Origin of the sequence: Kosakonia sp. PSU_27, from assembly GCF_039409795.1 — a bacterium.
Classification (GTDB): Bacteria; Pseudomonadota; Gammaproteobacteria; order Enterobacterales; family Enterobacteriaceae; genus Kosakonia.
Map to the genome: position 1 here is coordinate 197,131 of NZ_JBCIVK010000001.1, position 23,376 is coordinate 220,506.

Below are 23,376 nucleotides of genomic sequence, written 5' to 3' on the forward strand. Positions count from 1 at the left end.
ATCTACATCAGGATGAGGCGATAATATGCAACTGAAAACCATGAAAGCCGCAGTGGTGAAAGCCTTTGGTCAGCCGCTGGTGATTGAAGAGGTGATGGTGCCGGCTGTTGAACCGGGCAAGATCCTCGTCAAAATTGAAGCGACCGGCGTGTGTCACACGGATTTACACGCCGCCGATGGCGACTGGCCGATTAAACCGAACCCGCCGTTTATCCCCGGCCACGAAGGTGTCGGCCATGTGGTGGCTGTCGGGCCGGGCGTGAAGCATGTGAAAGAGGGCGATCGTGTCGGTGTGCCGTGGCTCTACTCAACATGTGGTCACTGTGAACACTGCCTTGGCGGCTGGGAAACCCTGTGCCATTCGCAGCAAAACTCCGGCTATTCGGTAAACGGTACGTTTGCCGAATATTGCCTGGCCGATGCCAGCTATGTCGGGATTTTGCCGGATAAAGTCGATTTTCAGAGTATCGCGCCAATCCTCTGCGCCGGGGTGACAGTCTATAAAGGGCTGAAAATGACCGAAGCGCGCGCCGGAGAGTGGGTGGTGGTGTCGGGTATCGGTGGTCTGGGACACCTGGCGATCCAGTACGCGGTGGCGATGGGCATGAACGTGGCGGCGGTCGATATTGATGATGACAAGCTGGCGTTTGCCCGCCGTCTCGGTGCCTCGGTGGTGGTCAATGCGCGCCAGGAAGATCCGGGAACGCGTTTCCATAGCGAGTTTGGCGGTGCGCACGGCGTGCTGGTGACCGCGGTATCGCCAAAAGCGTTTGAGCAGGCAACAACCATGATGCGCCGTGGCGGCACCATGGTGCTCAACGGCTTACCACCGGGGAAATTCGACCTGTCGATTTTTGACATGGTGCTTGATGGCACCACGGTACGCGGTTCAATTGTCGGTACGCGTAAAGATCTGCAGGAAGCGCTGGATTTTGCCGGGCGCAACAAAGTCCATGCGGAAATCGCCGTGGAGCCGCTGGAGAATATCAACAGCATCTTTGAGCGGATGCGCGCCGGGAAAATCACCGGCAGGATCGTCGTTGATATGTCGAAGTAACAGAGTTAAACGGGGCAGCGATGCCCCGTTTCGCGTTTCAGTGCAGAGCATCCGCAAATTCTGCCAGCTGCTGGTTAAAACGGGCTGGCTCTTCCAGGAACGGGGCGTGCCCCGAATGGTCAAACCACACCGCGCTAATACGGGGATTCACGCTTCTGGCACGCGCCAGCGATGCGTGTGGCTCCACCAGCTGGTCATGCCTGCCGTAGATAAAGCGTACCGGGATTGTCGCTTTTCCCAGCCCCTGCTCAAGCGCAACTTTCATTGACGGTACGGCGCGTTGCATCTCCCAAGAGGCCATCGCCGCATTGGCTTGCAGGCGCGCAAACGTGACCGCGTCAGGCTGCTGGTAGAAGCAGAGCCGCAGAAACTCGCGCTCGCCATCCAGGTGGGTGGCTAAATCCGCCGAGGTCATCGCCTGATAGACTTGCGGGTGCGCTGGGATCTGATCGGGCGTTAACTCCACTACGGCGTCGACATACAGCGCACCAGACAGGGCTCTGTCACCAAACTGCGCCAGGTAGTGACTGATCACCGCGCCACCCAGCGACCAGCCGACCAGCAGCGGTTTTTTTGCATGGCTTGCGGCAATGACGGCGGCGACATCTTCCGCCCAGCGGCTTCCCTCGCGGTAGGCCTCTGCCTGCGTCGGTTTGGCCGACAGACCATGGCCGCGCATATCAAAACTGATTAAGCGAAAACGTTGCAAAGCCGGATCCTGACGCTGTTTTTCCCAGTTCAGGTGGCTGCCTAATAAGCCGTGAATAAAAATAATCGGCTTGCCTTGCGGCGCGCCGGACTCTTGTACCGCCAGTTCCACACCGTCCGCCGAGGTCACGGTGTACTGCTTGTCGCTGGCAAACAGCGAGGCGGAAAAGCTGAATAACAAAATAGCGAGATAACGGCCAGGGGATAACAGCATAAAATGTTCCTCCAGATGAATGTTCGCGGCTATCCTCAACCCTGACACTGGTGTCAGAGTCAAGCCATTTACCGGGAGGAAGAGAATGTTTTCAATTGGAGAACTCGCCCGACAAACGGGCATCAGCGTGCGCTCTATCCGCCATTATGATCGCCACGGTCTGCTGTGCAGCACGCGTGCCTGCAACGGTTATCGCTACTTTCCACCGCAGGCGCTCGGCCAGGTGAGGCAAATCCAGCAGTTAATCGCCACGGGGTTTAGCATTGCTGAAATTGCCGCTTTTCCTGCCTGTATGCGCAATGAAGAAGGGGCGACGATGTGCCCGCAAACGCGCGCGTTGCAGCGTAAACGGCTGGCGACGATTGAGGCGCAAATCGCCACCCTTGAACGCCGCCGCGCGCAACTGGTTGCCGCGCTGGGCGCGACAGAACAAAAAACGACGCCCTGAGGCGTCGTCATAATGTGCAGGGCGGAAGTCTCGCCGTTATAAACCGCGTTTGCCGATCAGGCTTGCCAGTTCAACCAGGCGATTTGAGAAGCCCCACTCGTTATCATACCAGGCGAGGATTTTCACCAGATTGCCGCCAATCACCAGCGTTGATAATCCGTCAATGATCGACGAGCGCGGGTCGCCCTGGTAATCGCTGGAAACCAGCGGTTCGTCACTGTAACCGAGAATACCTTTCAGCGGACCGGTCTCTGCGGCTTCGCGGAACGCGGCATTTACCTCTTCAACCGTAACATCACGTTTTAGCGTGACCGTCAGGTCAACAATCGACACCACCGGAACCGGCACGCGCAGAGAGTAGCCTGTCAACCGGCCGTCGAGTTCCGGGATCACTTTGCCGAGCGCTTTCGCCGCCCCGCTGGAGTAAGGCACAATCGACAGCGCCGCAGCACGCGCGCCGCGCAGATCTTTTTCCGGCTGGTCATGCAGCGCCTGGCTGTTGGTATAGGCGTGGGTGGTGTTCATCAGGCCATGTTCAATCCCGAAGCGCTGATGCAGCACTTGCGCGGCAGGAGCCAGTCCGTTGGTGGTACAACTGCCGTTGCTGACCACAAAATGGCGTTTGGGATCGTACTGGCTGTCGTTCACGCCCAGCACGATGGTTAAATCATCATTTTTACCGGGCGCGGAGATAATCACCCGTTTTGCGCCGCCGCGGCTGATATGCACTTCGGCTTTGTCGCGTTCGGTGAAGAAACCGGTGGCTTCAATCACCACTTCCACGCCAACATCGCGCCATGGAATGTTGCCCGGATCGCGTTCGCTGAACACACGCACCGCATTGCCATCGACGAACAACTGGCCTTCACCCGCTTCTACCGGAACGGGCAGGGTGCCGAGCAGAGAATCATGTTTCAGCAGATGAGCGAGGGTCTTGCTGTCTGTCAGATCGTTAATCGCCACGATCTGAATCTCCGGGTTGCCCAGCGCCGCGCGTAACACGTTGCGTCCAATCCTGCCAAAACCATTAATGCCGACCTTAACCATAATTGACTCCTTCCTGTGCGGTAACTAACTGCAGTTACTGTAGGCCGGTCATGGTTTGGCGTAAACGACAAAAAAGGATCACTTTACGCCAATTTTCGGCAGTGGAAGCGCTGACGGTAATCGCCTGGTGTCAGGTGTAACTGGCGTTCGAAAATGCGCCGCAGATTGATGCTGCTGCCGAAACCGGTGGCGGCGGCGATCTGCTCCAGGGTTTCACTGGTTTGCTCCAGCCGGCTACGTGCGGCGGCGAGCCGCGCTTCGGCCACATAGCGCGCGGGAGAAACACCGCTTTCACGGGTAAAGACGCGGGTGAAATTGCGCGGGCTCATCGCAACCTGTTCCGCCAGCCGCTCAACGGATAAATCCTCAGCCAGGTTGGCAAGGATCCAGTTTTGCAGTTCGCTGATTGGCCCGACGCCGCTGGCCTGCTGCAATTGATAGCGGCTGAACTGCAACTGACCGCCGGGGCGGCGCAGGTACATCACCATGTTCTGCGCGATATCCAGCGCCAGTGAGAAGCCATAATCATCTTCGACCAGCGCCAGCGTGAGATCGAAGCCGGAACTGACGCCGCCGGAGGTCCAGACTGGCCCGTCCTGAATATAGAGCGGACCGCCTTCAACGGTTACCGCGGGGTATTCTTTCTGCATGGTTTCCAGCAGCCGCCAGTGGGTGGTTGCGCGCCGTCCGTTAAGCAACCCACTTTGTGCCAGCAGCATCGCGCCACCGCAAATAGAAACGACCCGACGCGCGTGCGGCGCGGCAAGACGCAGCCAGTCCACCACGGCCGTACCTTCTTCGGCATCAGTACCGCGACCGGTTATCATGATGGTGTCCCATGACTGGCGCGGATCGATCTCCGGCAGGCGGTGATCGGCCAGCAGGTTCAGCCCGGACTGGCCATGGATCACCTGGTGAGGCTGGGTGGTGGCAACGGTAACGCGATAGCGCGGCTGCGCGGTCTCATCCGGATGCAGCTGGTTGGCCTGCATCAGAATGTCGGCAATACCGGCGGCTTCGAACAGCATGCCGCCATCAGGAACAATAATCAGGAATGTTTTCATGTCCTGAAACGTACGCCAATTACATTTTAAGTCAAGCCTGCGCTGAAGGGCGCGGATGACGGGCAATAAAAAACCCGGAGTCTCCGCTCCGGGCAAATCTAACAAGACACAAAATGTTATCGAATAACGCGGTGTGTGGGCGTTATTCGCTGGCCTGTTTACGGTTAGCCATCGTCGTGACCAGATATTCCTGCACGGGGTCGAGAGAAAGATCGGGTTGCGGCAGTTCAGCCTCATCATGGTTGCTGGCAGGTTGCCCGGCGACAAAGGGTTTTTGCTCCCGGGCGCGTTCAAACTCACTCAACACCTGCCAGCCGAGATCGTCACTGGCACGGTTGTTCATTAACACATTCCTTACGCGTTTCAGCTTTGGCAGCATCGTCGTCTCTCCATTAACAATAAACGCAGGTTATTTTTTCGCTTCAACGCCGGGCGCGCTGGAGCGGTCAAGGAATTGAGTTGTCACTTCCGGCACGTGCTGGAGCATCCACTCCGCCATTTCAATCTCTTGCGCCACAATTTTTTGCAGCACCTGCACGCCGTTAACATCGCCCAATTCTTCAGCCGTTCTAATCAATGAGGTGTAGCACGCAATTTCAAATTGCTCAAAGACATAGCCACCTATTGCGCCTTTAACCACCTCGTCGGAATTAAAGACACCGCCAACGGCTTGACCCATCGCCGCCATTTTACCCATGGTGTCTTTGAGGACCGATCGCGATATTCCGCATTGATCAATAAGCCCTTCAAGTAACACTATTTGTTCGCGGGTTTCGGCTAAATGACTTTCAATTTTGCTTTTCAACACAGGATAATTATCGATGCGTTTAGCCATTGCCTCCAGCATCGACTCTGCCTGTTTTTCCATCCCATGTGCGTCACGTAGCCAGTCGTGATAATTCTCTTCGCGTGTCATACGTTTACCTCAGGTGGAATTAACTCAATGACATTTATTCTACTTCCGCTTTGGAATTAATTTTGCTGGTCGCAATTTTGGTAAGCAAATTGTCGGTGGTTTTTTCCTCTTCCAGCGTTTGCGCCAGAAGATTTTTCGCTTTTTTATAGCCTAATTGATCGGCAAGGGTGCAAAGCGTACCGTAAGAGGCAATTTCATAATGTTCAACTTTTTGCGCAGCGGCAATTAACGCGGCGTCACGAATAGTGCCTTTTTCAGTGCTTTCAATCACCTCGTCGGCTTCTTCTACTAAACCTTCCATCGCATGACACTTCATGCGTTTTAACTTCAGGCCGCTTTCGGCTTCAAGCAGCTGATCGATGCGCTCTATCTGGCCTTGCGTCTCTTCCATGTGTTGTTTGAAGGCTTGCACCAGCTCGGGCGTAGAGGCTTCGCGTGCCAGTTTGGCTAACGCGCGGGCAAGCTGTTTTTCTGCGCTGTAAATGTCCGACAAACCGTGGATAAATAAATCGTTTAGCGTATTAATCTGCATAATTAAAGACCTTTAATTTCAGGTTAAAAATAGCGAGCCGTTGCCGGCTCGCCAGGAATAAAATAAATATATTGATGCGGTAAAAAATTAAATCAGAAATTAATCCCCTGATTTACGGCCGCCGCTGTGGCTATTCTGGCCGCCTTTTTTACCTGCTTCGGAAGCGCGCTGTGGATCATTTTTAAAATTACCACCGCTGTGTTGACCGCCTTTGCGGCCCGCTTCGGACGCTTTTTCACGATCTTCGGCGAAATTACCTGAGCCGCCACGATGTTCAGCCATAATATTTCTCCTGTTTCGTTGTTAAATATATGAACATGAATATTCGAAACCATGTTCACTGCGTTCAGGGATTAAAGTTAGTCGCTGTAGTGAAATAGTCAAACGTGAAAATTCCTATGCAAAAAAATACTCCTTTAGGTGTAGCTGCTGGTTATTTAAACAAAGCGGCATTGAGGATGTATCTTTAAAATAAGTCACTTAGCAAAAAGTAGATAGAAAACGAATATTACCTCTCGTTATTACCTACCTTTTTTCATGAGGTTTCTGGCATGAAAATGGCATTTATTGACATAAATTTACATTTGGCTTTGGTAAATCATCATGATTTCTTATGGTTTTAAGACAAGTCTCAAACAGGGATGCAGAATGTATCTTGCCGTTTGGCTCGCCGCTCACGCGGCAACTACTTTTAAATTTCATAACCGATACGTCACCCTGAACAGGAACGACTTTTTGCCAGTTCACTGAGCTGTCGAACCGGGGAGTGCGCGTACAGCGTTTTTTGGTGAGGAAGCAAGATGAGCCTGCAAAAATGTACCGTCCTGTACGACGGTAGGGCGCTGGTTGGCCCCGAAAATGTCCCGCTGATCGATTTTTTTGAAACCTGCAATATCACGCTACCCCATGTTTGCTACCATCCGGCGCTCGATCCGTTACAGACCTGCGATGTGTGCTGGGTCGAACAGGCGGGGAAGCTGGTGCGCGGCTGTACGCTGCGAAGCCATGACGGGCTGGTGATTAACTCGCTGGACAGCCAGGCGCGGGCGGCGCGCGAAGAGGGCATGGATCGTCTGCTGGCGAAACATGAACTTTATTGTACCGTGTGCGAACACAATACTGGCGACTGTACATTGCATAACACCATGGTGGATATGCACATTCCTATTCAGCGCTACCCGTATACGCGCAAGCCTTACGTTAAAGATCACTCCAACCCGTTTTACACCTACGATCCGGATCAATGCATATTATGCGGGCGCTGCGTGGACGCCTGTCAGAATGTGGAAGTCAACGAAACGCTGAGCATTGATTACACCATGGAGCATCCGCGCGTGCTGTGGGACGGGGGGAATCAAATTGCCGGTTCGAGCTGCGTTAGCTGCGGGCATTGTGTGACGGTCTGCCCGTGCAATGCACTGCTGGAAAAAAGCATGCAGCCGGATGCCGGGCCCTTTACCTCGATGCGCCAGTCGCTCAAACGTCCGCTGATTGATGTGATCAAAGTGCTGGAGAATTCCACCGGCGCCGAAATTATCTCCGGTATTTCGGTGATGGATACCGCGTTACGCCAGCAGGAGATTAAACGCACCAAAACCGTCTGCACCTATTGCGGCGTCGGATGCAGCTTTGAAATGTGGACCCGCGACCGCCAGCTTCTGAAAGTGCAGCCGGTGGTTGATGCGCCGGTAAATGGCATCTCCACCTGTGTTAAGGGCAAATTCGCGTGGGATTTCATTAACAGCCCGCAGCGCCTGACCACGCCGCTGATCCGCGAAAATGACCGTTTTCGCCCGGCAAGCTGGGAGGAAGCCTTAACCCTTGTCGCCAGCCGCTTATTACAGACCCGTGATCAGTACGGCCCGGACAGTATTGGTTTTATCGGCTCCAGCAAAGGCAGCAATGAGGAAGCGTATCTGACGCAAAAAATTGCCCGCGCCATTATTGGCACCAACAGCGTGGATAACTCATCGCGCTACTGCCAGAACCCGGCCACGGAAGGGCTGTTTCGCACGGTGGGCTATGGTGGCGATGCCGGGACAATTGACGATCTGCAACAGGCCGAACTGGTGATTATCGTCGGCAGCAACACGGCGGAAAACCATCCGGTGATCGCCTCACGCCTGAAAGCGGCAAAAAAACACCGCGGGCAAAAATGGCTGGTGGTCGACCCAAGACGCCACGAAATGGCAGAACGCGCCGACCTGCATTTACGCATTCATCCCGGCAGCGATCTGGTATGGGCATCGGCAATGGCGCGTTATATGTTTGACCACGGTTATGAAGATGCGGCATTCCTCGCGGAACGTGTCAACCAGCTTGACGCCTATCGCCAGTCGCTAACCCCATTTACGCTGGATTACGCCGCGCAAATCACCGGCATACAGGAAGAGACACTGCGCGAAGCGGCAGAGTTGATCGGCAAAGCGGGTAGCGTCTGCATTATGTGGGCGATGGGCATCACGCAGCACAGCCACGGCTCAGACACCAGCACCGCGTTATCCAACCTGTTACTGGTGACCGGCAACTATGGCAGACCCGGCACCGGCGGCTACCCGATGCGCGGACATAACAATGTGCAGGGTGCCAGTGACTTCGGCTGCCTGAAAAACTTCTACCCTGGCTACGAATCGGTCAGCGATCCACAGATCCGCGAAAAATGGGCCAAGGCCTGGGGCGTACCGGCTGAGCGCCTGTCGCTCAAGGTCGGGCAGGACAACTTTATGATGGTTGAACTGGCGCGTAAGGATGTGATCCGTGCCATGTACGTCATTGGCGAGGAAACCGCCTTTTCCGACGCGGACGCGGAAAATGTGCATCAGGGTTTTACCAATCTCGATTTTCTGGTGGTGCAGGATCTGTTTCTTAGCCGCACGGCGCAGTTTGCTGATGTGGTGTTGCCTGGCTGTCCGAGCGTGGAAAAAGAGGGGTCGTTTGTAAACACTGAGCGGCGAATTCAGCGCTTCTACCCGGTAATGGAGCCGCTTGGCGACAGCCGTCCGGACTGGTGGATCCTCACGCAACTGGCGGCCCGTATGGGCCATGACTGGGGCTATCAACATCCGCAGGAGATCATGGCGGAAGTGGCGGGCATTGCCGAAAGCTTTGCCGGTGTCAGCTATTCACGTCTTGAGGGCTGGAAATCGCAAATCTGGCCGGTCAACGCCGATGGCAGCAGCACACCGCTGCTTTATACCGAACGCTTTAAATCCCCCGACGGGCGCGCCACGCTTTATCCGCTGAGCTGGCAACCGCCCGCTGAAGAGGCGGATGCCGAATATGATTTGTTGCTCAACAATGGCCGGATGCTGGAGCATTTCCAGTCCACCAACCAGAGCGGGCAGGGCGGGCGCACCACCAGTCTTTCACCGGACTGGTTTGTGGAAATCAGCCCGCAGCTGGCGAACGCGCGCAGCTTGCAGGAAGGCGACTGGGTAAAACTTATCTCCCGGCGCGGAGAAGTTGAGGTGCCGGTGGTGGTGACCGATCGCGTTCAGGGGAAGGTGCTGTTCATCTCCATTCATCAGGGTAAAGATGGCATTAACCAACTCACTGGCGAACACCACGATCCGTCGGTCAATACACCCGCCTATAAAGAGCTGGCCGTGCGCCTGGAAACACTGGATCGCCCGCCGCTGCCCGACCCGCTACCGAAGCACAATTTCCGCCACGGTAAACGTACCCCGATTGACAAGGTGCCAGTGGAAGAGAAATGGCGGCGCGAAGATTACCGCGAACCGCCAGCAACCGAACCCCACCCGGAGAAATTCTGATGGCAAAAGCGATTGATTATCAGCCGGAACCGGCAAAGATTGGCCCCGATGCCCATGAAGAACTGGCGCGACTGCTGGAGTCGTTGCATCAGCATGGCGTGCTGCGCCTGGCAAATGATTTGGTAGGTGCCAATCAGGAGATCGCGCAGGTGCTGGTTAACGGCTTACAGCGCGAAGGCACGCTCAATGCGATACAGAATATCTCGGTGCTGCTGCTCGCGCTCTCCAGCATTCCTCCGGAGAAAATGTACAAACTGGCCTTTGGCCTGCGCGATATGGCCGATGCGCTAAGCCAGCCTGCCGGGGCGGGTGAGCATACTGCTCCGGGTCTGCAAGGGGCGTGGAAGATGCTGCAGGACGAGGATCTGTGGCATGCCCTGCAACCCCTGCTTACCGGGATGAAAGCCTTCGCGCGGCGCATGGAGCAACCGGTTGATAAGCCGATCTCCGCGTGGACCGGTAAACCCAGCGACGCATAATGAACGAGGAAACCGCACTGTTGCTGGCGCGCGGCCAGTTTGCTTTTACCATCGGCTTTCACATTGTGCTGGCGGCTTTTTCCATTGGTCTGGCGCATTTTTTGATGTTCCTTGAGGCGATGTGGCTCTGGCGCAAGCAGCGGCTCTGGCTGTCGCTGTGGCGCTACTGGAGCAAAATTTTTGCCCTTAACGTGGCAGTGGGCGTGGCCACCGGCGTGGTGATGGAGTTCGCTTTCGGGACGAACTGGAGCGGGCTTGCCAGCCGCGCGGGAGCAGTGCTCGGCCCGATGATGTATATGGAAGTGCTGGTCGCGTTCTTTCTTGAAGCGGGGTTTATGGGCGTGGTGCTTTTCGGCATGGGCAAAGTCCGGCCGTGGGTGCATTTTATGGCGACCTGTATTGTGGCGCTTGGTTCGCTGTTCAGCGCGTTTTGGATCCTTGCGGCCAACTCATGGATGCAAACGCCGGATGGCTTCACCGTGGCGGCCGATGGTCGCTTTGTGCCGGTCGACTGGTGGGCGGCAATTATCAACCCGTCATTTCCCTGGCGCATGGCACATATGGTGGTGGCGGCAATGTTGGGCACGGCGTGCCTGGTGGCGGCCTGCGGGGCGTGGCATCTGCTGCGCGAGGCGCGACATCCGGCGGCGCGCCAGATGTTCTCACTGGGGCTGTGGATGCTGGTGGTGATGGCACCGGTACAGATCGTGCTTGGCGATCTGCATGGCGAAAACACGCGCGACCATCAGCCGATAAAACTGGCGGCGATGGAAGGCGCGTGGGATCCACCGCCGCCGGGCGAAGGCGAGCCGCTGCGATTATTTGCGCTGCCGGACATGCAGCAGCGCCGCAATTTATACGAAGTCGCCATACCTGATATCGGTTCGCTCTACTTGCGGCACAATCTTGAAGGGCGCATTCATACGCTCAACCAGTACCCGGCGGAAGCGTTGCCGTGGGTGCCGGTGGTGTTCTGGTCGTTTCGCGTGATGGTCGGGCTTGGCATCGCCATGGCGGCTGCGGGCATGGCCGGGCTGGTGGTGCGCCTGCGGGGGCGTTTGTGGCGGGCACGCTGGTTACAACGCGTGATGGTGCTGCTGGCACCCGCCGGATTTATCGCCATGCTCGCAGGCTGGCTGGTGACGGAAGCGGGGCGTCAGCCCTGGACCGTTTACGGCTTGCTGCGCACCTCGCACAGTGTGGCGCCGGTTTCACCGGAACTGGTGCTGGGCTCGTTGCTGGCGACCGTGGTGGTTTATATCGCGCTTTTTGCGCTGGGGCTGTGGTTTTTGCTGAAGCTGATGTCGCGCTTACCGGCGAGGCATGAAAAGAGTGCCATGCCTGAGGTCGCCGAACGCACCGGGAAGGGGACGTGATATGCCGGATATTTTAGGTTTGCCCTGGCTTGATGCACTTTCTGCCGCTGCACTGGCGCTCAGTTTGCTGGTCTATGTTCTGCTTGATGGCACGGATTTGGGCACCGGCATCCTGTGCGCCTTTCAGCGCAGCCCGGAGTCGCGTCATATTATCAACCTCTCTTTACTGCCGGTCTGGGATGGCAACGAAACCTGGCTGGTGCTCACGGCGGGCGGCTTGCTGGGGCTTTTCCCGCTGGCGTACGGCATCATCCTCAGCGCGCTCTATATCCCGGTGTTTGTGATGTTGCTGGCGCTGGTGATGCGCGGCATGGCAATTGAGTACCGCCACTATGCGCCACGGCTGTTTGACCTGATGCTGGTGGCTGGTTCGCTACTGGCGGCGCTGGCGCAAGGGATTATTGTAGGCGCGCTGTTACAGGGAATTGCTACCGATGGGCGCCAGTTTACCGGCAGCGGTTTTGAGTGGCTGCGTCCTTTTCCACTCTATTGCGGCTTTGCGCTGGTCTGCGGATATAGTCTGATGGGGGCAGGGTGGATAATCTGGCGCTGTACCGGCGAGCTGGAAACGTGGGGGCGGCGGGTGATGCCGTGGCTCGCCATCGGCACCGGGTTGCTGCTGGCGGGGTTGCTGGTGTGGAGCGCGCAGTTGCACGAAACCTGGCGGCAGCATCTGTTTAACCCGTGGCTGTGGTTACCACTCTCGTTGGCGGCTGCACTGGCAGTTGCGTTGTTATGGCTGGGGCTGATATTGCGGCGGATATTTCTACCGCTGGCGGCGGTGCAGGTGATAGTCAGTTGTGCTTTTTGTGCGCTGGTGTTTACGCTTTTTCCCTGGATAGTGCCACCTGTTCTCAGCATTACGCAAACCGCCGCGCCACCGGCCACGCAGCGATTTCTGCTGGTGATGTTTGCGCTACTGGTGCCCGTAACGTTGCTTTATAACAGCTGGGTTTTTCGCATCTTTAGTGGAAAAATTGCAGGTTAGTTCGGCAAAACAGGCTATAAAGTAAAGGCGAGATTTACAGTAAGCAACAGCATGCGCGGAGACTTATCCATGGCTATAGCAAAAGCTTATAATTTAAAGCAGGCATATCAAATGATTAGCTCAGGTAAGCACCAGGAAGTTGAGCTGGCTTTTGATGTCGATGCGGATACGTTTTTTATGCTCTCGGCAAACTACGGCAACAGCGGGGCGAAGATTGCCCGTCACGATAACCATTTTGTGCTCAGGCTGGAGAAAGAAGCCGCTTCAGGTTGAACACACTCGGGTAGCATGTTTCACCAGTGGCACAGGAGTGCAGGCGACGGGCGTATTATTCGCCACCGACGCCGTGTCATCTCTGCGTTATATTTATCCCTTTTAATAGCCGCGAGCCCTACCACTGACTCTGTTTTTTCCGGCTTCCGGCTTGCGGCTTCATTTGTTGTTACCCTGATTTCGCGGCGGCGCACTTTGCCGCCACGCTAAAACTCGTTATCTACCCATTATTCCCGGCATTACGCCGGGTTTTTTTTCTCTGCGCGCAGCCCGTTGGCCAGCAAGCAAAACGCGTTAATAACTTTGGGTAACGTCTGTTGCGGGTTATCACTGGCGGCGACCCATAACGCGGCATTCAACGCCGCGCCGTTGAGCAAACGCGCGGCGGATTCCACATCCACCTCTTTCATCTCGCCGTTTGCCACCATGTCAGCAACGGCGATACGGGTGGCCTGCAGGCAGGCATTCTGGCTTGGCCAGCGCGAAGGATCGCCAAGAAACGCCGGGCCATCAAGCAACACAATGCGCTGGATTTCCGCATCGAGCGCCATTTCGATATAGGCGACACCTTCAGCCAGTAGCGCATCCCAGGCATTATCGGTGGCTTGCGCGCGCATCTTCGCGCGCTGCGCCATTTCGCCATCAACCTGCGCCACCACGGCGGCAAGTAAGCCCTGTTTATCGCCAAAGTTGTGATACAGCGCCCCGCGCGTTAAGCCCACGCTGGCTGTCAGTTCATCCATTGATGCCGCCGCGAAGCCTTTTTCGGCAAACGCCTTGCGTGCTGCGGCGATAAGTTTGGCGCGATTCTCTTCCATGGTTTGCGCGCGACGTTTTACGGCCATGTTGACTCCATTTTAAATACATCGCGTATGTGAATTGACATACGCAGTGTATGTGGATTAACTTCATATACGAAGTGTATCTCAAATTAACCAACAGAAGGTAACCCTATGATCCCACGCGAACCCGTTTTTCCCGCTCATCGCCATGCGTTGTATGAACAACATGGTTACTCTGCCGCGATACGCTCCGGCGATCTGCTGTTTGTTTCCGGTCAGGTTGGCAGCCGCGCCGATGGCAGCCCGGAGCCCGATTTCGCGGCACAGGTGCGTCTTGCGTTCGACAATCTCCAGGCCACGCTGGCGGCGGCGGGGTGTACTTTTGATGATCTGATTGATGTCACCACCTTTCATACGGACCCGGAAAATCAGTTCGCCACCATTATGCAAGTCAAACAGGCGCTTTTCCCGCAGCCGCCGTATCCCAACTGGACAGCCGTGGGCGTGAACTGGCTGGCGGGTTTTGATTTCGAAATTAAGGTGATTGCGCGGATTCCTGAACGCGCGGCATAAAAAAGCCTGCGACAGGTCGCAGGCTTGAGGATAAAGAGCGGGATTAGAGCAGATCGAAGCGATCGAGATTCATCACTTTTGTCCAGGCGGCAACAAAGTCGGTGACGAATTTCTGTTTACCGTCGGCGCTGGCGTAAACTTCCGCCAGCGCGCGCAGTACCGAGTTGGAGCCAAACACCAGGTCGGCGCGCGTGGCGGTGTATTTCACCTCACCGCTCTTGCGATCGCGGCCTTCAAACAGCTCTGATTTCTCGTCGGCGGCTTTCCATGCGGTGCGCATATCGAGCAGGTTAACGAAGAAATCGGTGCTCAGTACGCCCGGCTGGTCGGTAAAGACGCCGTGCTTACTGCCGTCATAGTTCGCACCCAGTACGCGCAGGCCGCCAACCAGCACGGTCATTTCCGGCGCGGTGAGCGTCAGTTGCTGCGCTTTATCAATCAGCAACGTTTCGGTGCTGATACCATCCCACACGCGGCGATAGTTGCGGAAGCCATCGGCCAGCGGCTCCATCAGTGCGAAAGAGTCCACATCGGTTTGATCCTGACGCGCATCGACACGCCCCGGCGTAAACGGCACATTAACCTGCACACCGGCCGCTGCCGCTGCTTTTTCAACGCCAACCACGCCCGCCAGCACAATCACATCCGCCAGCGAGGCTTTCGCCAGCGTTTTCTGAATACTTTGCAACGCGGGCAGGGCTTTCGCGGCGATAGCGTTCACTTCCCAGCCATTTTGCGGTGCCAGCGCCAGACGCGCGCCGTTCGCGCCGCCGCGTTTATCGCCGCCACGGAAGGTGGAGGCAGACGCCCAGGCGACTGAAATCAGTTCGCTCACCGACAAGCCGGATTCGGCAATCGCCGCTTTCAGATTAGCGATATCAGCACCGTTCGGCTGATGAACCGCCGCAGGCAGCGGATCCTGCCAAATCAGATCTTCTTTTGGCACTTCCGGGCCGATGTAGCGTGATTTTGGCCCCATATCGCGGTGGGTCAGTTTGAACCAGGCGCGGGCAAAGGCTTCATTAAACGCCTGTGGATCGTTGAGGAAACGGCGCGAAATCTTTTCAAATTCCGGGTCGAAACGCAGCGTCAAATCGGTTACCAGCATGGTGGGCTTGCGTTTTTTCGCCGGGTCGAACGGATCAGGGATAATTTCAGGGGCATCTTTCGCTTCAAACTGGATAGCACCCGCCGGGCTGCGGGTTTGCACCCACTCATATTTGAACAGGTTTTCGAAAAAGTAGTTGCTCCACTGGGTGGGTGTTTGCGTCCATGCCACTTCCAGACCGGAAGTGATGGCATCTGGGCCTGCACCGCTGCCGTAGCTGCTCATCCAGCCCAGACCCTGCGCTTCCAGCGGCGCGGCTTCCGGCTCTGGTCCGACATGGTTATCCGGCGTGGCGGCACCGTGAGTTTTGCCCAGCGTATGACCACCGGCGATCAGCGCGACGGTCTCTTCATCGTTCATGCCCATATTGCCGAAGGTGGCGCGAATGGCAGAGGCAGCCGAAACGGGCTCGCCGCTGGCGTTCGGGCCTTCCGGGTTAACGTAAATCAGCCCCATCTCGGTTGCGCCAATCGCGGCCTGCGCCAGGCTTTCCGGGTGACGGTGGCTTAGCCACTCTTTTTCATTACCCCAGTCGACATCCATATCCGGTTCCCAGACATCTTCACGCCCGGCACCAAAACCAAAAGTGCGGAAGCCGGCATTTTCCAGCGCCACGTTGCCCGCCAGAATAATCAGATCGCCCCAGGAAATTTTTTGACCATATTTTTGTTTCACCGGCCACAGCAGACGACGCGCTTTATCAAGGCTGACGTTATCCGGCCACGAGTTGAGCGGTGCAAAGCGCTGCTGGCCACGACCTGAACCCCCGCGACCATCGACGGTGCGATAGGTGCCGGCGCTGTGCCAGGCCATGCGAATAAACAGGCCGATATAGCTGCCCCAGTCTGCTGGCCACCACTCCTGGGAATCGGTCAGCACATTGCGGATATCAGCTTTGAGCGCGGAATAATCGAGCTTTTTGAACTCTTCGCGGTAGTTAAAATTTTCACCCAGCGGGTTAGAACGGTTGGAGTGTTGGTTTAGCAAATCTACGCGTAACTGGTTAGGCCACCAGTCGCGGTTACTGGTTACCGGGCCTGCACTTTTTTCGCTGCTTTTGTTATGAAAGGGGCATTTCTCGACGGATGACGAGAGGGATTGATCGTCTGACGTGCTCATATCGGGCTCCATTTGCTTGTGTTCTGTCGTTACGATATACACTGCTTCCTGATAAAGGTATTTGAATGAATCTACAGATTTGATAGCTAATACCTTTCTATAAAATGGTAAAAACTTGACGCAAATCGCTTAACTGCGCTACCCACTCCTAAACATTAGCAATTCCACCACTACCGTTACGGTTTTTTTCCTGGCGTAGCGCATTTTTTGTGACGACGTCACCACGGTACAGCAGGCGCTACCTGCAAGCGTATGGAACACAGGTGTGTATTCTCACTTTGAAATTAAACGCCAACGTTTTGGCGAAATATATCCATCCCCGCGCCTGGAATAATTTTCCGATGCTTTATCTGCGCAATATTAATTTAATCGGCCGAAACGGAATGGCTAATAAATCCGCTATGTAGCAACTGCATTTCGCTGCGTTTGCTCAATAAGAAAGAGATTACGGCAATGCATTTTTTGCCAGCGTGGGGGAAGGGTTGTGGATAATCTTATGTACAGAGCGACATTTTTTCTTTTTTACCGTTTCGCTAATAATGACGTAACGGCACATTATCACAATATAACTGGCCGAATACGCAGCATACGCTACCCTGATTATTCCACCTGACTTTAAGGAAAAAGATCAATGCGTCTGGCTTTACATCTTATTATTCCCCTGATGCTTGTTGGCTGTGGCGCCAATAATAGCGAACCGCAAACGGCTATACCTGGCGAGAAAACTTCCGGAAAAATGAAAACCCTCGAAACAGGCGCAGCGCTAATACAATCTCGCCCGCCAATTGAGGCAATAAGTGCTTACCTTGATGGCTTTCATTTTTATAACGGCGATCGACAAGGGCAAATGGAAGCCCATCATTATGTCACCGTGTTAAATAATGATGTCATGCAGGCGGTGATTTATGACGGTAATACCGCCAATGCACGGCTGATGGGCGTGGAATACATCATCAGTGAGCGACTTTTCAAAACGCTACCGCCCGAGGAGAAAAAACTCTGGCATAGCCACCGTTATGAAGTGAAATCCGGCTCGCTTATTGCGCCGGGTTTACCGGCCGTCGCCGAAAAAGCCTTGATGAGCAATATCGTGAATACCTACGGCAAGACCTGGCATACCTGGCACACTGAACGTGATCAGACGCTGCCGCTGGGCGTGCCCGCGCTAATGATGGGATTTACACAAGATGGGCAACTCGATCCGGCGCTGCTTGCTGACCGCGATCGCCGTTTTGGCGTGAGCACCCCGGCTATCAGGCAGCAGCGCGCAGATCTGCCAGCGCACCCGGTGGCACAGGGCGCGGATGCGTGGGAACAGGGGCAGGTAATTCAAATCAAGCCCGTTACGCTCTCTGAAAGTACACATGCACATAAATAACGCTCGCGGAGGGCAAACGTGATTATTCATCATCTTAATTGCGGCTGTATGTGCCCACTCGGCGGCGCGCTGTATGACGGTTTCAGCAAAGGTGTGCATGCGCATCTGGCGTGTCACTGCCTGCTGCTTGAAACACAACGCCACGGTCTGGTGCTGGTGGATACCGGCTTCGGCACCACCGATATGCGCCAGCCCCGGCGCAATATCCCGGCCTTTTTTCGCCTGTTGAACAACATCCAGCAGCGGGAAAACTTAACGGCGCTGGCCCAGGTTGAGGCGTTAGGGTTTAAGGCTGCAGATGTGCGGCATATTGTGTTGACCCATCTGGATTTTGATCACGCCGGCGGCCTGACCGATTTCCCGCAGGCGCAGATCCATCTCTTACAGCGCGAAATCGACACTGCGCAGCAGCGGCACAGCTGGCTTACACGCGAACGCTATCGTCCCGGCCAGTGGCAGGGCGTTTCGGGCTGGCAGGGGTATGCCGCCGAGGGCGAGAAGTGGTACGGCTTTGATGCCGTGACGGCCCTGCGTGGGTTGCCGCCGGAGATTTTGCTTATCCCGCTCGCTGGTCACACGCTGGGTCATGCCGGTATTGCCATTCAGCATCCCGCTGGCTGGCTACTGCACGGCGGCGACGCCTGGTTTTACCGGGGTGAAATCGGGGGGACGGAGCGCCACTGCACGCCGGGGCTGCGTTTTTATCAATGGATGATGGCGATGGATAACGCAGCCAGAAGGGTTAACCAGCAACGTCTGCGCGAGCTGGCGTTAACGCATGGCGAGGAGATCCGGCTGTTTTGTAGCCACGATGCGCAGGAGTTGCGTGCGTTACAACGCCGATAAAAAAAAAGCATCTGCAAGGCAGATGCTTTCGGGATGCTTATTTCGGCTGGGGTTCACCGCTACCGAGGTCGGCGCCGGTGAGGGGGTCCACAGTCGGATCGGATTTGGTGCGTTCGGCCATCGCTTTTACCAGCGCCAGTTGTTCCGGGCTGAGCGTCGTGGTGGCGGAGCCGTCACCGCCGTCCACCGCCGGTTGTGGATCGGCGACATAGTCAAAGTTCTCATCGCTGTTCCAGCTACCGCGCGGATCGTCACCTTCCGACATGTTGTAGTAGACGTTGGTGTACTGTTCGATTGGCGGTAATTTTCCTGGCGGGAAATTATTGCGAATCGAGTAGAGCGCTTTCTCAAAAGAGAGCATATGCGCGGCTTCACGGGTCATCAGGAAACCTAACGCGTCTTTTACCCCCGGATCGTCGGTGACATTGATTAGGCGCTCGTAAATAATTTTCGCGCGCGCTTCGGCGGCGATATTCGAACGCAAGTCGGCGGTCACTTCGCCAATCGTATCAATATAAGCGGCGGTCCACGGGACACCGGCGGAGTTAGTCAGCGCGGGGCCGCCGCCGTATAGCAGCGACGTAATATGGCTGTCGTTACCGTTTTCGGTTAACGAGCGATACAGCTCCGCCTCACTTTCGGTGCCTTCTGCCAGCTCGCCTTTTGCCCCTTTATTGAGCATGCCGACCAGCGAACCGATAATTTCCAGATGGCTGAGCTCTTCTGTCGCGATGTCCATCAACATCTCTTTGCGACCGGCGTCTTCATCACCCAGCCCCTGGGTGAAATAGCGGCATGCCGCAGCCAGTTCCCCTTGCGGGCCGCCAAACTGTTCAAGTAGCAGGTTGGCCAGCCCTGGATTCGGTTCACTGACGCGCACGGTGTATTGCAGTTGCTTTACATGACGAAACATTGCTTGCCTCCTGAAAAATAAAATTTATTATTTTTTAGCTTCCACGCCTTCCGCTGCGCTGCGCAGCAAAAATTGTTCTGTCACATCCGGAATATGATTGAGTGCCCATTCGGCCATTGCTTTTTCTTCCGCCAGGATCTGTTTGAAAATATCGATGCTGGCGCTGTCACCGGCTTTTTCAGCCGCGGCGATAAGCGAGGTATAACAGGCAATTTCAAATTGTTCGAAGACGTAGCTACTAATTGCGCCTTTAACGATTTCATCCGGTGCAAACATGCCACCAAATGATTGACCCATCGCCGCCATTTTGCTGGTGGCATCTTTCATTAACGAACGGTTAATATCGTTACGATCCATCACCGTTTCCAGCAATTTTATTTGCCCTTGCGTTTCCGTTAAATGTTGCTCAATTCGTGCGCGTAAATCGGGGTAATTATCGATGCGGCTGCTCATGGCATTAAGCATTGACTCAGCTTGTTTTTCCATGGCATGTGCATCGCGTAACCAGTCGTGATAATTTTCTTGAGGTGTCATATCTGATCCTTTCATGGTTGAGTGGATAAGCAAAATAGGGCACTGCCGCTGTTATCAGCAGTTATACGATTAATAAAAAATATCAGGGGAAGTTATGCGGCGTTTATTAACGCGAGATGAATTAAATAGACAAATATTAATCCTGATATCCTTCCTGCTTTATATTTACATGCCAGCATGTGTCGCTTGATATTAAATTTAGACACTGACCTCATTTAGTCAAACCGAGGCGTAAACAGGTTGGGTTGAATATATTTTTTGCTCGCCGTTTCGCTTGTTATTATTTTTTAAAAAATAAATTTTCATTAATATTAATAACTTAACGGCATGCACTTTCGTTTTCATTAATCACCTGTGTCACTATCACTCATTTTTGGCAGGTATGGCTGGCTTTTTCGTGGCCTTTTTTGACATTTCTTTACGTTTGGCAAGCGGCTACACGCGTGATATTCAGCAAGTTTAAGAACTATCTCAGTCCTCGCGCCCGCCGAAAGGGTTGCCGCCGAATGCACAGTTGAACCGCTCCATTCGCGGCGTTAAAAAAGAGAGTGATGCCTTACCTGACAGGTGCATGCGGCATATGCCCGTTTTTACTTTTCCATATGAGGATTATTGCTAACCAGAATGATGTTCAGGGCGCTGATGGCTCGTTACCCTGTTAGCCCACGAGGAGAACATCATGAAACAACTGGAAAATGCCCATGCCGCGACTTTCCGCGCAGTACGTTTTGTCCTGACGGACATGGACGAAACCCTGACATACCAGGGAAAACTGGCTGCAGCCACCTACCAGGCGCTGGAACAGTTACACCACGCGGGGATCAGCGTTATTCCTGTGACCGCCGCACCGGCTGGCTGGTGCGATCAAATGGCGCGAATGTGGCCGGTGGCGGGGGTGATTGGCGAAAACGGCGGGCTTTTTTATCGCCGTGCACAGGAGGGGATTGCGCGTCACTACTGGCAAGACGCGCAGGCGAAACTGACACCACAATTAGCGCATATTATTGACGACGTAAAACGCCAGGTTCCCACGGCCACGCTGGCTGATGACCAGCCCTTTCGATTGACCAGTATTGCTTTTTCCCGCACGGCGGATGACGAACAAAACGCCGCCATCATCAACTGCATGCGCAGTCATGGAGCCAGTGTCACGGTCAATAATCTCTGGCTGCTCGGCTGGCTGGGCGGTTACGACAAGCTGGTGATGGCGCGAAAAGTGCTGCGCGAACACTACAACCTCGACATCGATAGCGACCCTGACTCGGTACTTTATACCGGTGATTCACTCAATGATGCACCGATGTTTGCCTTTTTCCGCCATTCGGTAGGCGTCAGTACCGTGCTGGAGTGCCTTGATGCGCTGCCCCAGGCGCCTGCCTGGATCACGCGTGGGCCGGGTGGGGCCGGGTTTGTCGAAGCAGCGAATGCAGTGCTCGCTTCACGAGCCATAAAATCAACGCGTTAAGTTGATCTTCACCACCCGGAACACCATCACGCACTGACAAAACGTGCGCTTATCTTGACAATTCATTGACAGTTAACTGCCTGGTCAGTAATTTCATTTGTAATTACTGACCAGGCAAATATCATGACTAACGCTGCGGATATTCCCAACCCAAAACTGCACCTCGGTTTGTTGATTCATCTGGCAAACCAGTTCAAAGACCAGCTTATTAGCCAGTACTTTTCTGCTGCGGATATCACCGCTGCACAGTTCAAAGTATTGATAAGTATCTATAAAGGCTTCAATAGCCCGGTTGAAGTGAGCAAAAATCTGCTGATGGATGCCGGGGCGATGAGCCGCATGCTTGAGCGCATGGTCAAGCGCGATCTGATTGTGCGCACCACCAACCCGGAAGATAAACGCCAGGTCATTCTCGAACTGACCGACAAAGGGCGCGTGATTTGTGACCGATTTCAGAATGAGGCGCTGGCCTCGATTCTCAGTACGATGACCAGGCGTCTGACCGCCGACGAGTCGCGGCTGCTGGTTGAACTGCTGATAAAAATGTTGCCGGACGAGGCAACCCGCCCACATCGCTAAGCTGTCCTGAAAAGGTATCAAGATGCAAACTTCATCTGCACAACCCGAACGCGCGCCGAGCAAACGTAAGCGCAACTTCGCTATCCTGTTCGTTGTTTTGCTGCTTATCGCCGCAGGCTGTCTGGCCTGGTATCTGTTATATGCCCGTTACTACGAAAGCACTGACGATGCGTACGTCAACGCCAACCTGGTGACCTTAACGCCGCAAATCGGCGGGACGGTGACGCAGGTTTCCGTTGATGAAGGTGATTATGTCGAAAAAGGGCAGCCGCTGGTGTTACTGGATCCGAGTGACACCGAAATCGCCCTGCAACAGGCAGAAGCGAACCTGGCCAGCACTGTGCGCCAGGTGCGCGGCTTGTACAGCACGGTCGATAACTACCGTGCGCAGGTCGCGGCGAAACAAACCGCGTTGCAAACCGCGCAGAACGACTATGCGCGTCGGCAAAAAATCGCCACCAGCGGCGCGATTTCCGTTGAGGATTTAGCGCACTACCGTGATGCGGTCGCCACGGCGAAAAGCGATCTGGCGGCGGCGCAACAGGCGTTAAGCACTAACCTGGCGATGACCGATGACACGGTTATCGACAGCCATCCGGAAATCAAAAGCGCGATCGCCACGTTGCGCCAGCGTTACCTCGATAATGCGCGCAGCACCATTGTTGCGCCGGTAAGCGGCTTTGTCGCGAAACGCGCGGTACAACTGGGGATGCGCGTCGATTCCGGCACCACGCTGATGTCGATTGTGCCGCTGGATCAGGTGTGGGTGGACGCCAACTTTAAAGAGAGCCAGATGAATACCATGCGTCTGGGGCAGAAAGTGACGCTGACCGCCGATCTCTACGGTGACGATGTGGAGTACCACGGCACCATTGAGAGTCTGGGCATTGGCACCGGCAGTGCGTTTTCGCTGCTGCCGGCGCAAAACGCCAGCGGGAACTGGATCAAAATCATCCAGCGTTTGCCGGTGCGCATCACCCTTGATCCGCATGACATGCAGAAACATCCGCTGCGTGTGGGGCTGTCGATGTTTGCCCGCGTGAATATTCGTAACGCCGATGGCGATCTGCTGCCGCCCAAAACGGTTGCTGCGCCGCGCTTCACCACCGACGTTTACCAGAACGCACTGGAGAACGCCGATCAACTGGTGACGAAAATTCTTCATGACAACAGCCAGGCGGTAGCGTCCAGCGCCCGCTAAGAG

General features: G+C 55.1%; 24 protein-coding genes. 13 read left to right on the forward strand and 11 right to left on the reverse strand.

What is annotated here, in order from left to right; all coding sequences use genetic code 11:
* Positions 1 to 25 precede the first annotated feature (25 nt).
* A complete protein-coding gene (gene adhP, locus AAIG26_RS00955) occupies positions 26 to 1,057 on the forward strand; it encodes an alcohol dehydrogenase AdhP (protein WP_343179393.1) in 1,032 nt (343 codons plus the stop codon).
* 37 nt (positions 1,058 to 1,094) lie between these two features.
* On the opposite strand, the gene AAIG26_RS00960 is transcribed toward adhP, so the two are convergent.
* Positions 1,095 to 1,979 (reverse strand): alpha/beta hydrolase, encoded by an 885-nt coding sequence (locus AAIG26_RS00960; RefSeq protein WP_343179394.1) that lies wholly within the window; start codon positions 1,977 to 1,979, stop codon positions 1,095 to 1,097.
* Positions 1,980 to 2,064: 85 nt separating this feature from the next.
* Between AAIG26_RS00960 and AAIG26_RS00965 the strand changes: the two genes are divergently transcribed.
* On the forward strand, positions 2,065 to 2,427 hold the full coding sequence (locus tag AAIG26_RS00965; protein WP_016495706.1) for a MerR family transcriptional regulator: 363 nt from the start codon (positions 2,065 to 2,067) through the stop codon (positions 2,425 to 2,427).
* A 36-nt stretch (positions 2,428 to 2,463) separates the two neighbouring features.
* Here AAIG26_RS00965 and gap read toward each other — a convergent pair whose 3' ends face one another.
* From gap to AAIG26_RS00995, 6 genes are all read right to left on the reverse strand, one after another.
* Positions 2,464 to 3,474, reverse strand: coding sequence for a type I glyceraldehyde-3-phosphate dehydrogenase (gap, locus tag AAIG26_RS00970; RefSeq protein ID WP_097405820.1), 1,011 nt, complete (start codon positions 3,472 to 3,474; stop codon positions 2,464 to 2,466).
* An 83-nt stretch (positions 3,475 to 3,557) separates the two neighbouring features.
* The gene (locus AAIG26_RS00975; protein WP_016495708.1) at positions 3,558 to 4,538 is read right to left on the reverse strand and encodes a helix-turn-helix domain-containing protein; all 981 of its coding nucleotides are present in this window, start codon (positions 4,536 to 4,538) and stop codon (positions 3,558 to 3,560) included.
* Positions 4,539 to 4,680: 142 nt separating this feature from the next.
* The gene (locus tag AAIG26_RS00980; RefSeq protein WP_160269805.1) at positions 4,681 to 4,881 is read right to left on the reverse strand and encodes a hypothetical protein; all 201 of its coding nucleotides are present in this window, start codon (positions 4,879 to 4,881) and stop codon (positions 4,681 to 4,683) included.
* A gap of 66 nt (positions 4,882 to 4,947) precedes the next feature.
* Entirely contained in the window at positions 4,948 to 5,454 is a 507-nt protein-coding gene (locus AAIG26_RS00985; RefSeq protein ID WP_016495710.1) for a DUF892 family protein, read from the reverse strand.
* A gap of 34 nt (positions 5,455 to 5,488) precedes the next feature.
* Positions 5,489 to 5,986 carry a ferritin-like domain-containing protein gene (locus tag AAIG26_RS00990; protein ID WP_045509684.1) on the reverse strand — a complete coding sequence of 166 codons (498 nt, stop codon included), beginning with the start codon at positions 5,984 to 5,986 and terminating at the stop codon, positions 5,489 to 5,491.
* A 99-nt stretch (positions 5,987 to 6,085) separates the two neighbouring features.
* Complete coding sequence (locus AAIG26_RS00995) at positions 6,086 to 6,268, reverse strand: general stress protein (protein WP_016495712.1); 183 nt, start codon at positions 6,266 to 6,268, stop codon at positions 6,086 to 6,088.
* A 518-nt stretch (positions 6,269 to 6,786) separates the two neighbouring features.
* Between AAIG26_RS00995 and fdhF the strand changes: the two genes are divergently transcribed.
* The 5 genes from fdhF to AAIG26_RS01020 all read left to right on the forward strand — a co-directional run bounded on the left by fdhF (position 6,787) and on the right by AAIG26_RS01020 (position 12,875).
* The gene (gene fdhF / locus AAIG26_RS01000) at positions 6,787 to 9,759 is read left to right on the forward strand and encodes a formate dehydrogenase subunit alpha (RefSeq protein WP_343179395.1); all 2,973 of its coding nucleotides are present in this window, start codon (positions 6,787 to 6,789) and stop codon (positions 9,757 to 9,759) included.
* Positions 9,759 to 10,238: a DUF1641 domain-containing protein gene (locus tag AAIG26_RS01005; RefSeq protein WP_045509679.1), complete on the forward strand. Its 480-nt coding sequence runs from the start codon at positions 9,759 to 9,761 to the stop codon at positions 10,236 to 10,238. Before fdhF ends, AAIG26_RS01005 begins: the two co-directional genes overlap by 1 nt.
* A complete protein-coding gene (locus AAIG26_RS01010; protein WP_343179396.1) occupies positions 10,238 to 11,614 on the forward strand; it encodes a cytochrome ubiquinol oxidase subunit I in 1,377 nt (458 codons plus the stop codon). The genes AAIG26_RS01005 and AAIG26_RS01010 overlap by 1 nt, the downstream gene beginning before the upstream one ends.
* A 1-nt stretch (position 11,615) precedes the next feature.
* The gene (locus AAIG26_RS01015) at positions 11,616 to 12,602 is read left to right on the forward strand and encodes a cytochrome d ubiquinol oxidase subunit II (protein WP_343179397.1); all 987 of its coding nucleotides are present in this window, start codon (positions 11,616 to 11,618) and stop codon (positions 12,600 to 12,602) included.
* 111 nt (positions 12,603 to 12,713) lie between these two features.
* The gene (locus AAIG26_RS01020) at positions 12,714 to 12,875 is read left to right on the forward strand and encodes a hypothetical protein (protein ID WP_016495717.1); all 162 of its coding nucleotides are present in this window, start codon (positions 12,714 to 12,716) and stop codon (positions 12,873 to 12,875) included.
* 239 nt (positions 12,876 to 13,114) lie between these two features.
* Here the strand turns inward: AAIG26_RS01020 and AAIG26_RS01025 are convergent, their stop codons facing one another.
* On the reverse strand, positions 13,115 to 13,720 hold the full coding sequence (locus AAIG26_RS01025) for a TetR/AcrR family transcriptional regulator (protein WP_343179398.1): 606 nt from the start codon (positions 13,718 to 13,720) through the stop codon (positions 13,115 to 13,117).
* Positions 13,721 to 13,828: 108 nt separating this feature from the next.
* On the opposite strand from AAIG26_RS01025, the gene AAIG26_RS01030 reads away from it, so the two are divergent.
* On the forward strand, positions 13,829 to 14,230 hold the full coding sequence (locus AAIG26_RS01030) for a RidA family protein (RefSeq protein WP_016495719.1): 402 nt from the start codon (positions 13,829 to 13,831) through the stop codon (positions 14,228 to 14,230).
* A 43-nt stretch (positions 14,231 to 14,273) separates the two neighbouring features.
* Here AAIG26_RS01030 and katG read toward each other — a convergent pair whose 3' ends face one another.
* A complete protein-coding gene (gene katG / locus AAIG26_RS01035; RefSeq protein ID WP_343179399.1) occupies positions 14,274 to 16,457 on the reverse strand; it encodes a catalase/peroxidase HPI in 2,184 nt (727 codons plus the stop codon).
* Between the two features lie 631 nt (positions 16,458 to 17,088).
* Here katG and AAIG26_RS01040 point away from each other — a divergent pair.
* Positions 17,089 to 17,835 carry an OBAP family protein gene (locus AAIG26_RS01040; protein ID WP_045509669.1) on the forward strand — a complete coding sequence of 249 codons (747 nt, stop codon included), beginning with the start codon at positions 17,089 to 17,091 and terminating at the stop codon, positions 17,833 to 17,835.
* A gap of 18 nt (positions 17,836 to 17,853) precedes the next feature.
* Positions 17,854 to 18,681: an MBL fold metallo-hydrolase gene (locus AAIG26_RS01045; RefSeq protein ID WP_097405828.1), complete on the forward strand. Its 828-nt coding sequence runs from the start codon at positions 17,854 to 17,856 to the stop codon at positions 18,679 to 18,681.
* Positions 18,682 to 18,718: 37 nt separating this feature from the next.
* Here AAIG26_RS01045 and AAIG26_RS01050 read toward each other — a convergent pair whose 3' ends face one another.
* A complete protein-coding gene (locus AAIG26_RS01050) occupies positions 18,719 to 19,594 on the reverse strand; it encodes a manganese catalase family protein (protein ID WP_016495723.1) in 876 nt (291 codons plus the stop codon).
* Between the two features lie 27 nt (positions 19,595 to 19,621).
* Positions 19,622 to 20,128, reverse strand: a complete 507-nt coding sequence (locus tag AAIG26_RS01055) for a DUF892 family protein (protein ID WP_016495724.1) — start codon at positions 20,126 to 20,128, stop codon at positions 19,622 to 19,624.
* A 679-nt stretch (positions 20,129 to 20,807) separates the two neighbouring features.
* On the opposite strand from AAIG26_RS01055, the gene AAIG26_RS01060 reads away from it, so the two are divergent.
* The 3 genes from AAIG26_RS01060 to AAIG26_RS01070 all read left to right on the forward strand — a co-directional run bounded on the left by AAIG26_RS01060 (position 20,808) and on the right by AAIG26_RS01070 (position 23,373).
* The gene (locus tag AAIG26_RS01060; protein ID WP_343179400.1) at positions 20,808 to 21,593 is read left to right on the forward strand and encodes an HAD-IIB family hydrolase; all 786 of its coding nucleotides are present in this window, start codon (positions 20,808 to 20,810) and stop codon (positions 21,591 to 21,593) included.
* A 123-nt stretch (positions 21,594 to 21,716) separates the two neighbouring features.
* A complete protein-coding gene (locus tag AAIG26_RS01065; protein ID WP_016495726.1) occupies positions 21,717 to 22,172 on the forward strand; it encodes a MarR family transcriptional regulator in 456 nt (151 codons plus the stop codon).
* Positions 22,173 to 22,194: 22 nt separating this feature from the next.
* Positions 22,195 to 23,373, forward strand: coding sequence for an efflux RND transporter periplasmic adaptor subunit (locus tag AAIG26_RS01070; RefSeq protein ID WP_343179401.1), 1,179 nt, complete (start codon positions 22,195 to 22,197; stop codon positions 23,371 to 23,373).
* Positions 23,374 to 23,376: the final 3 nt, after the last annotated feature.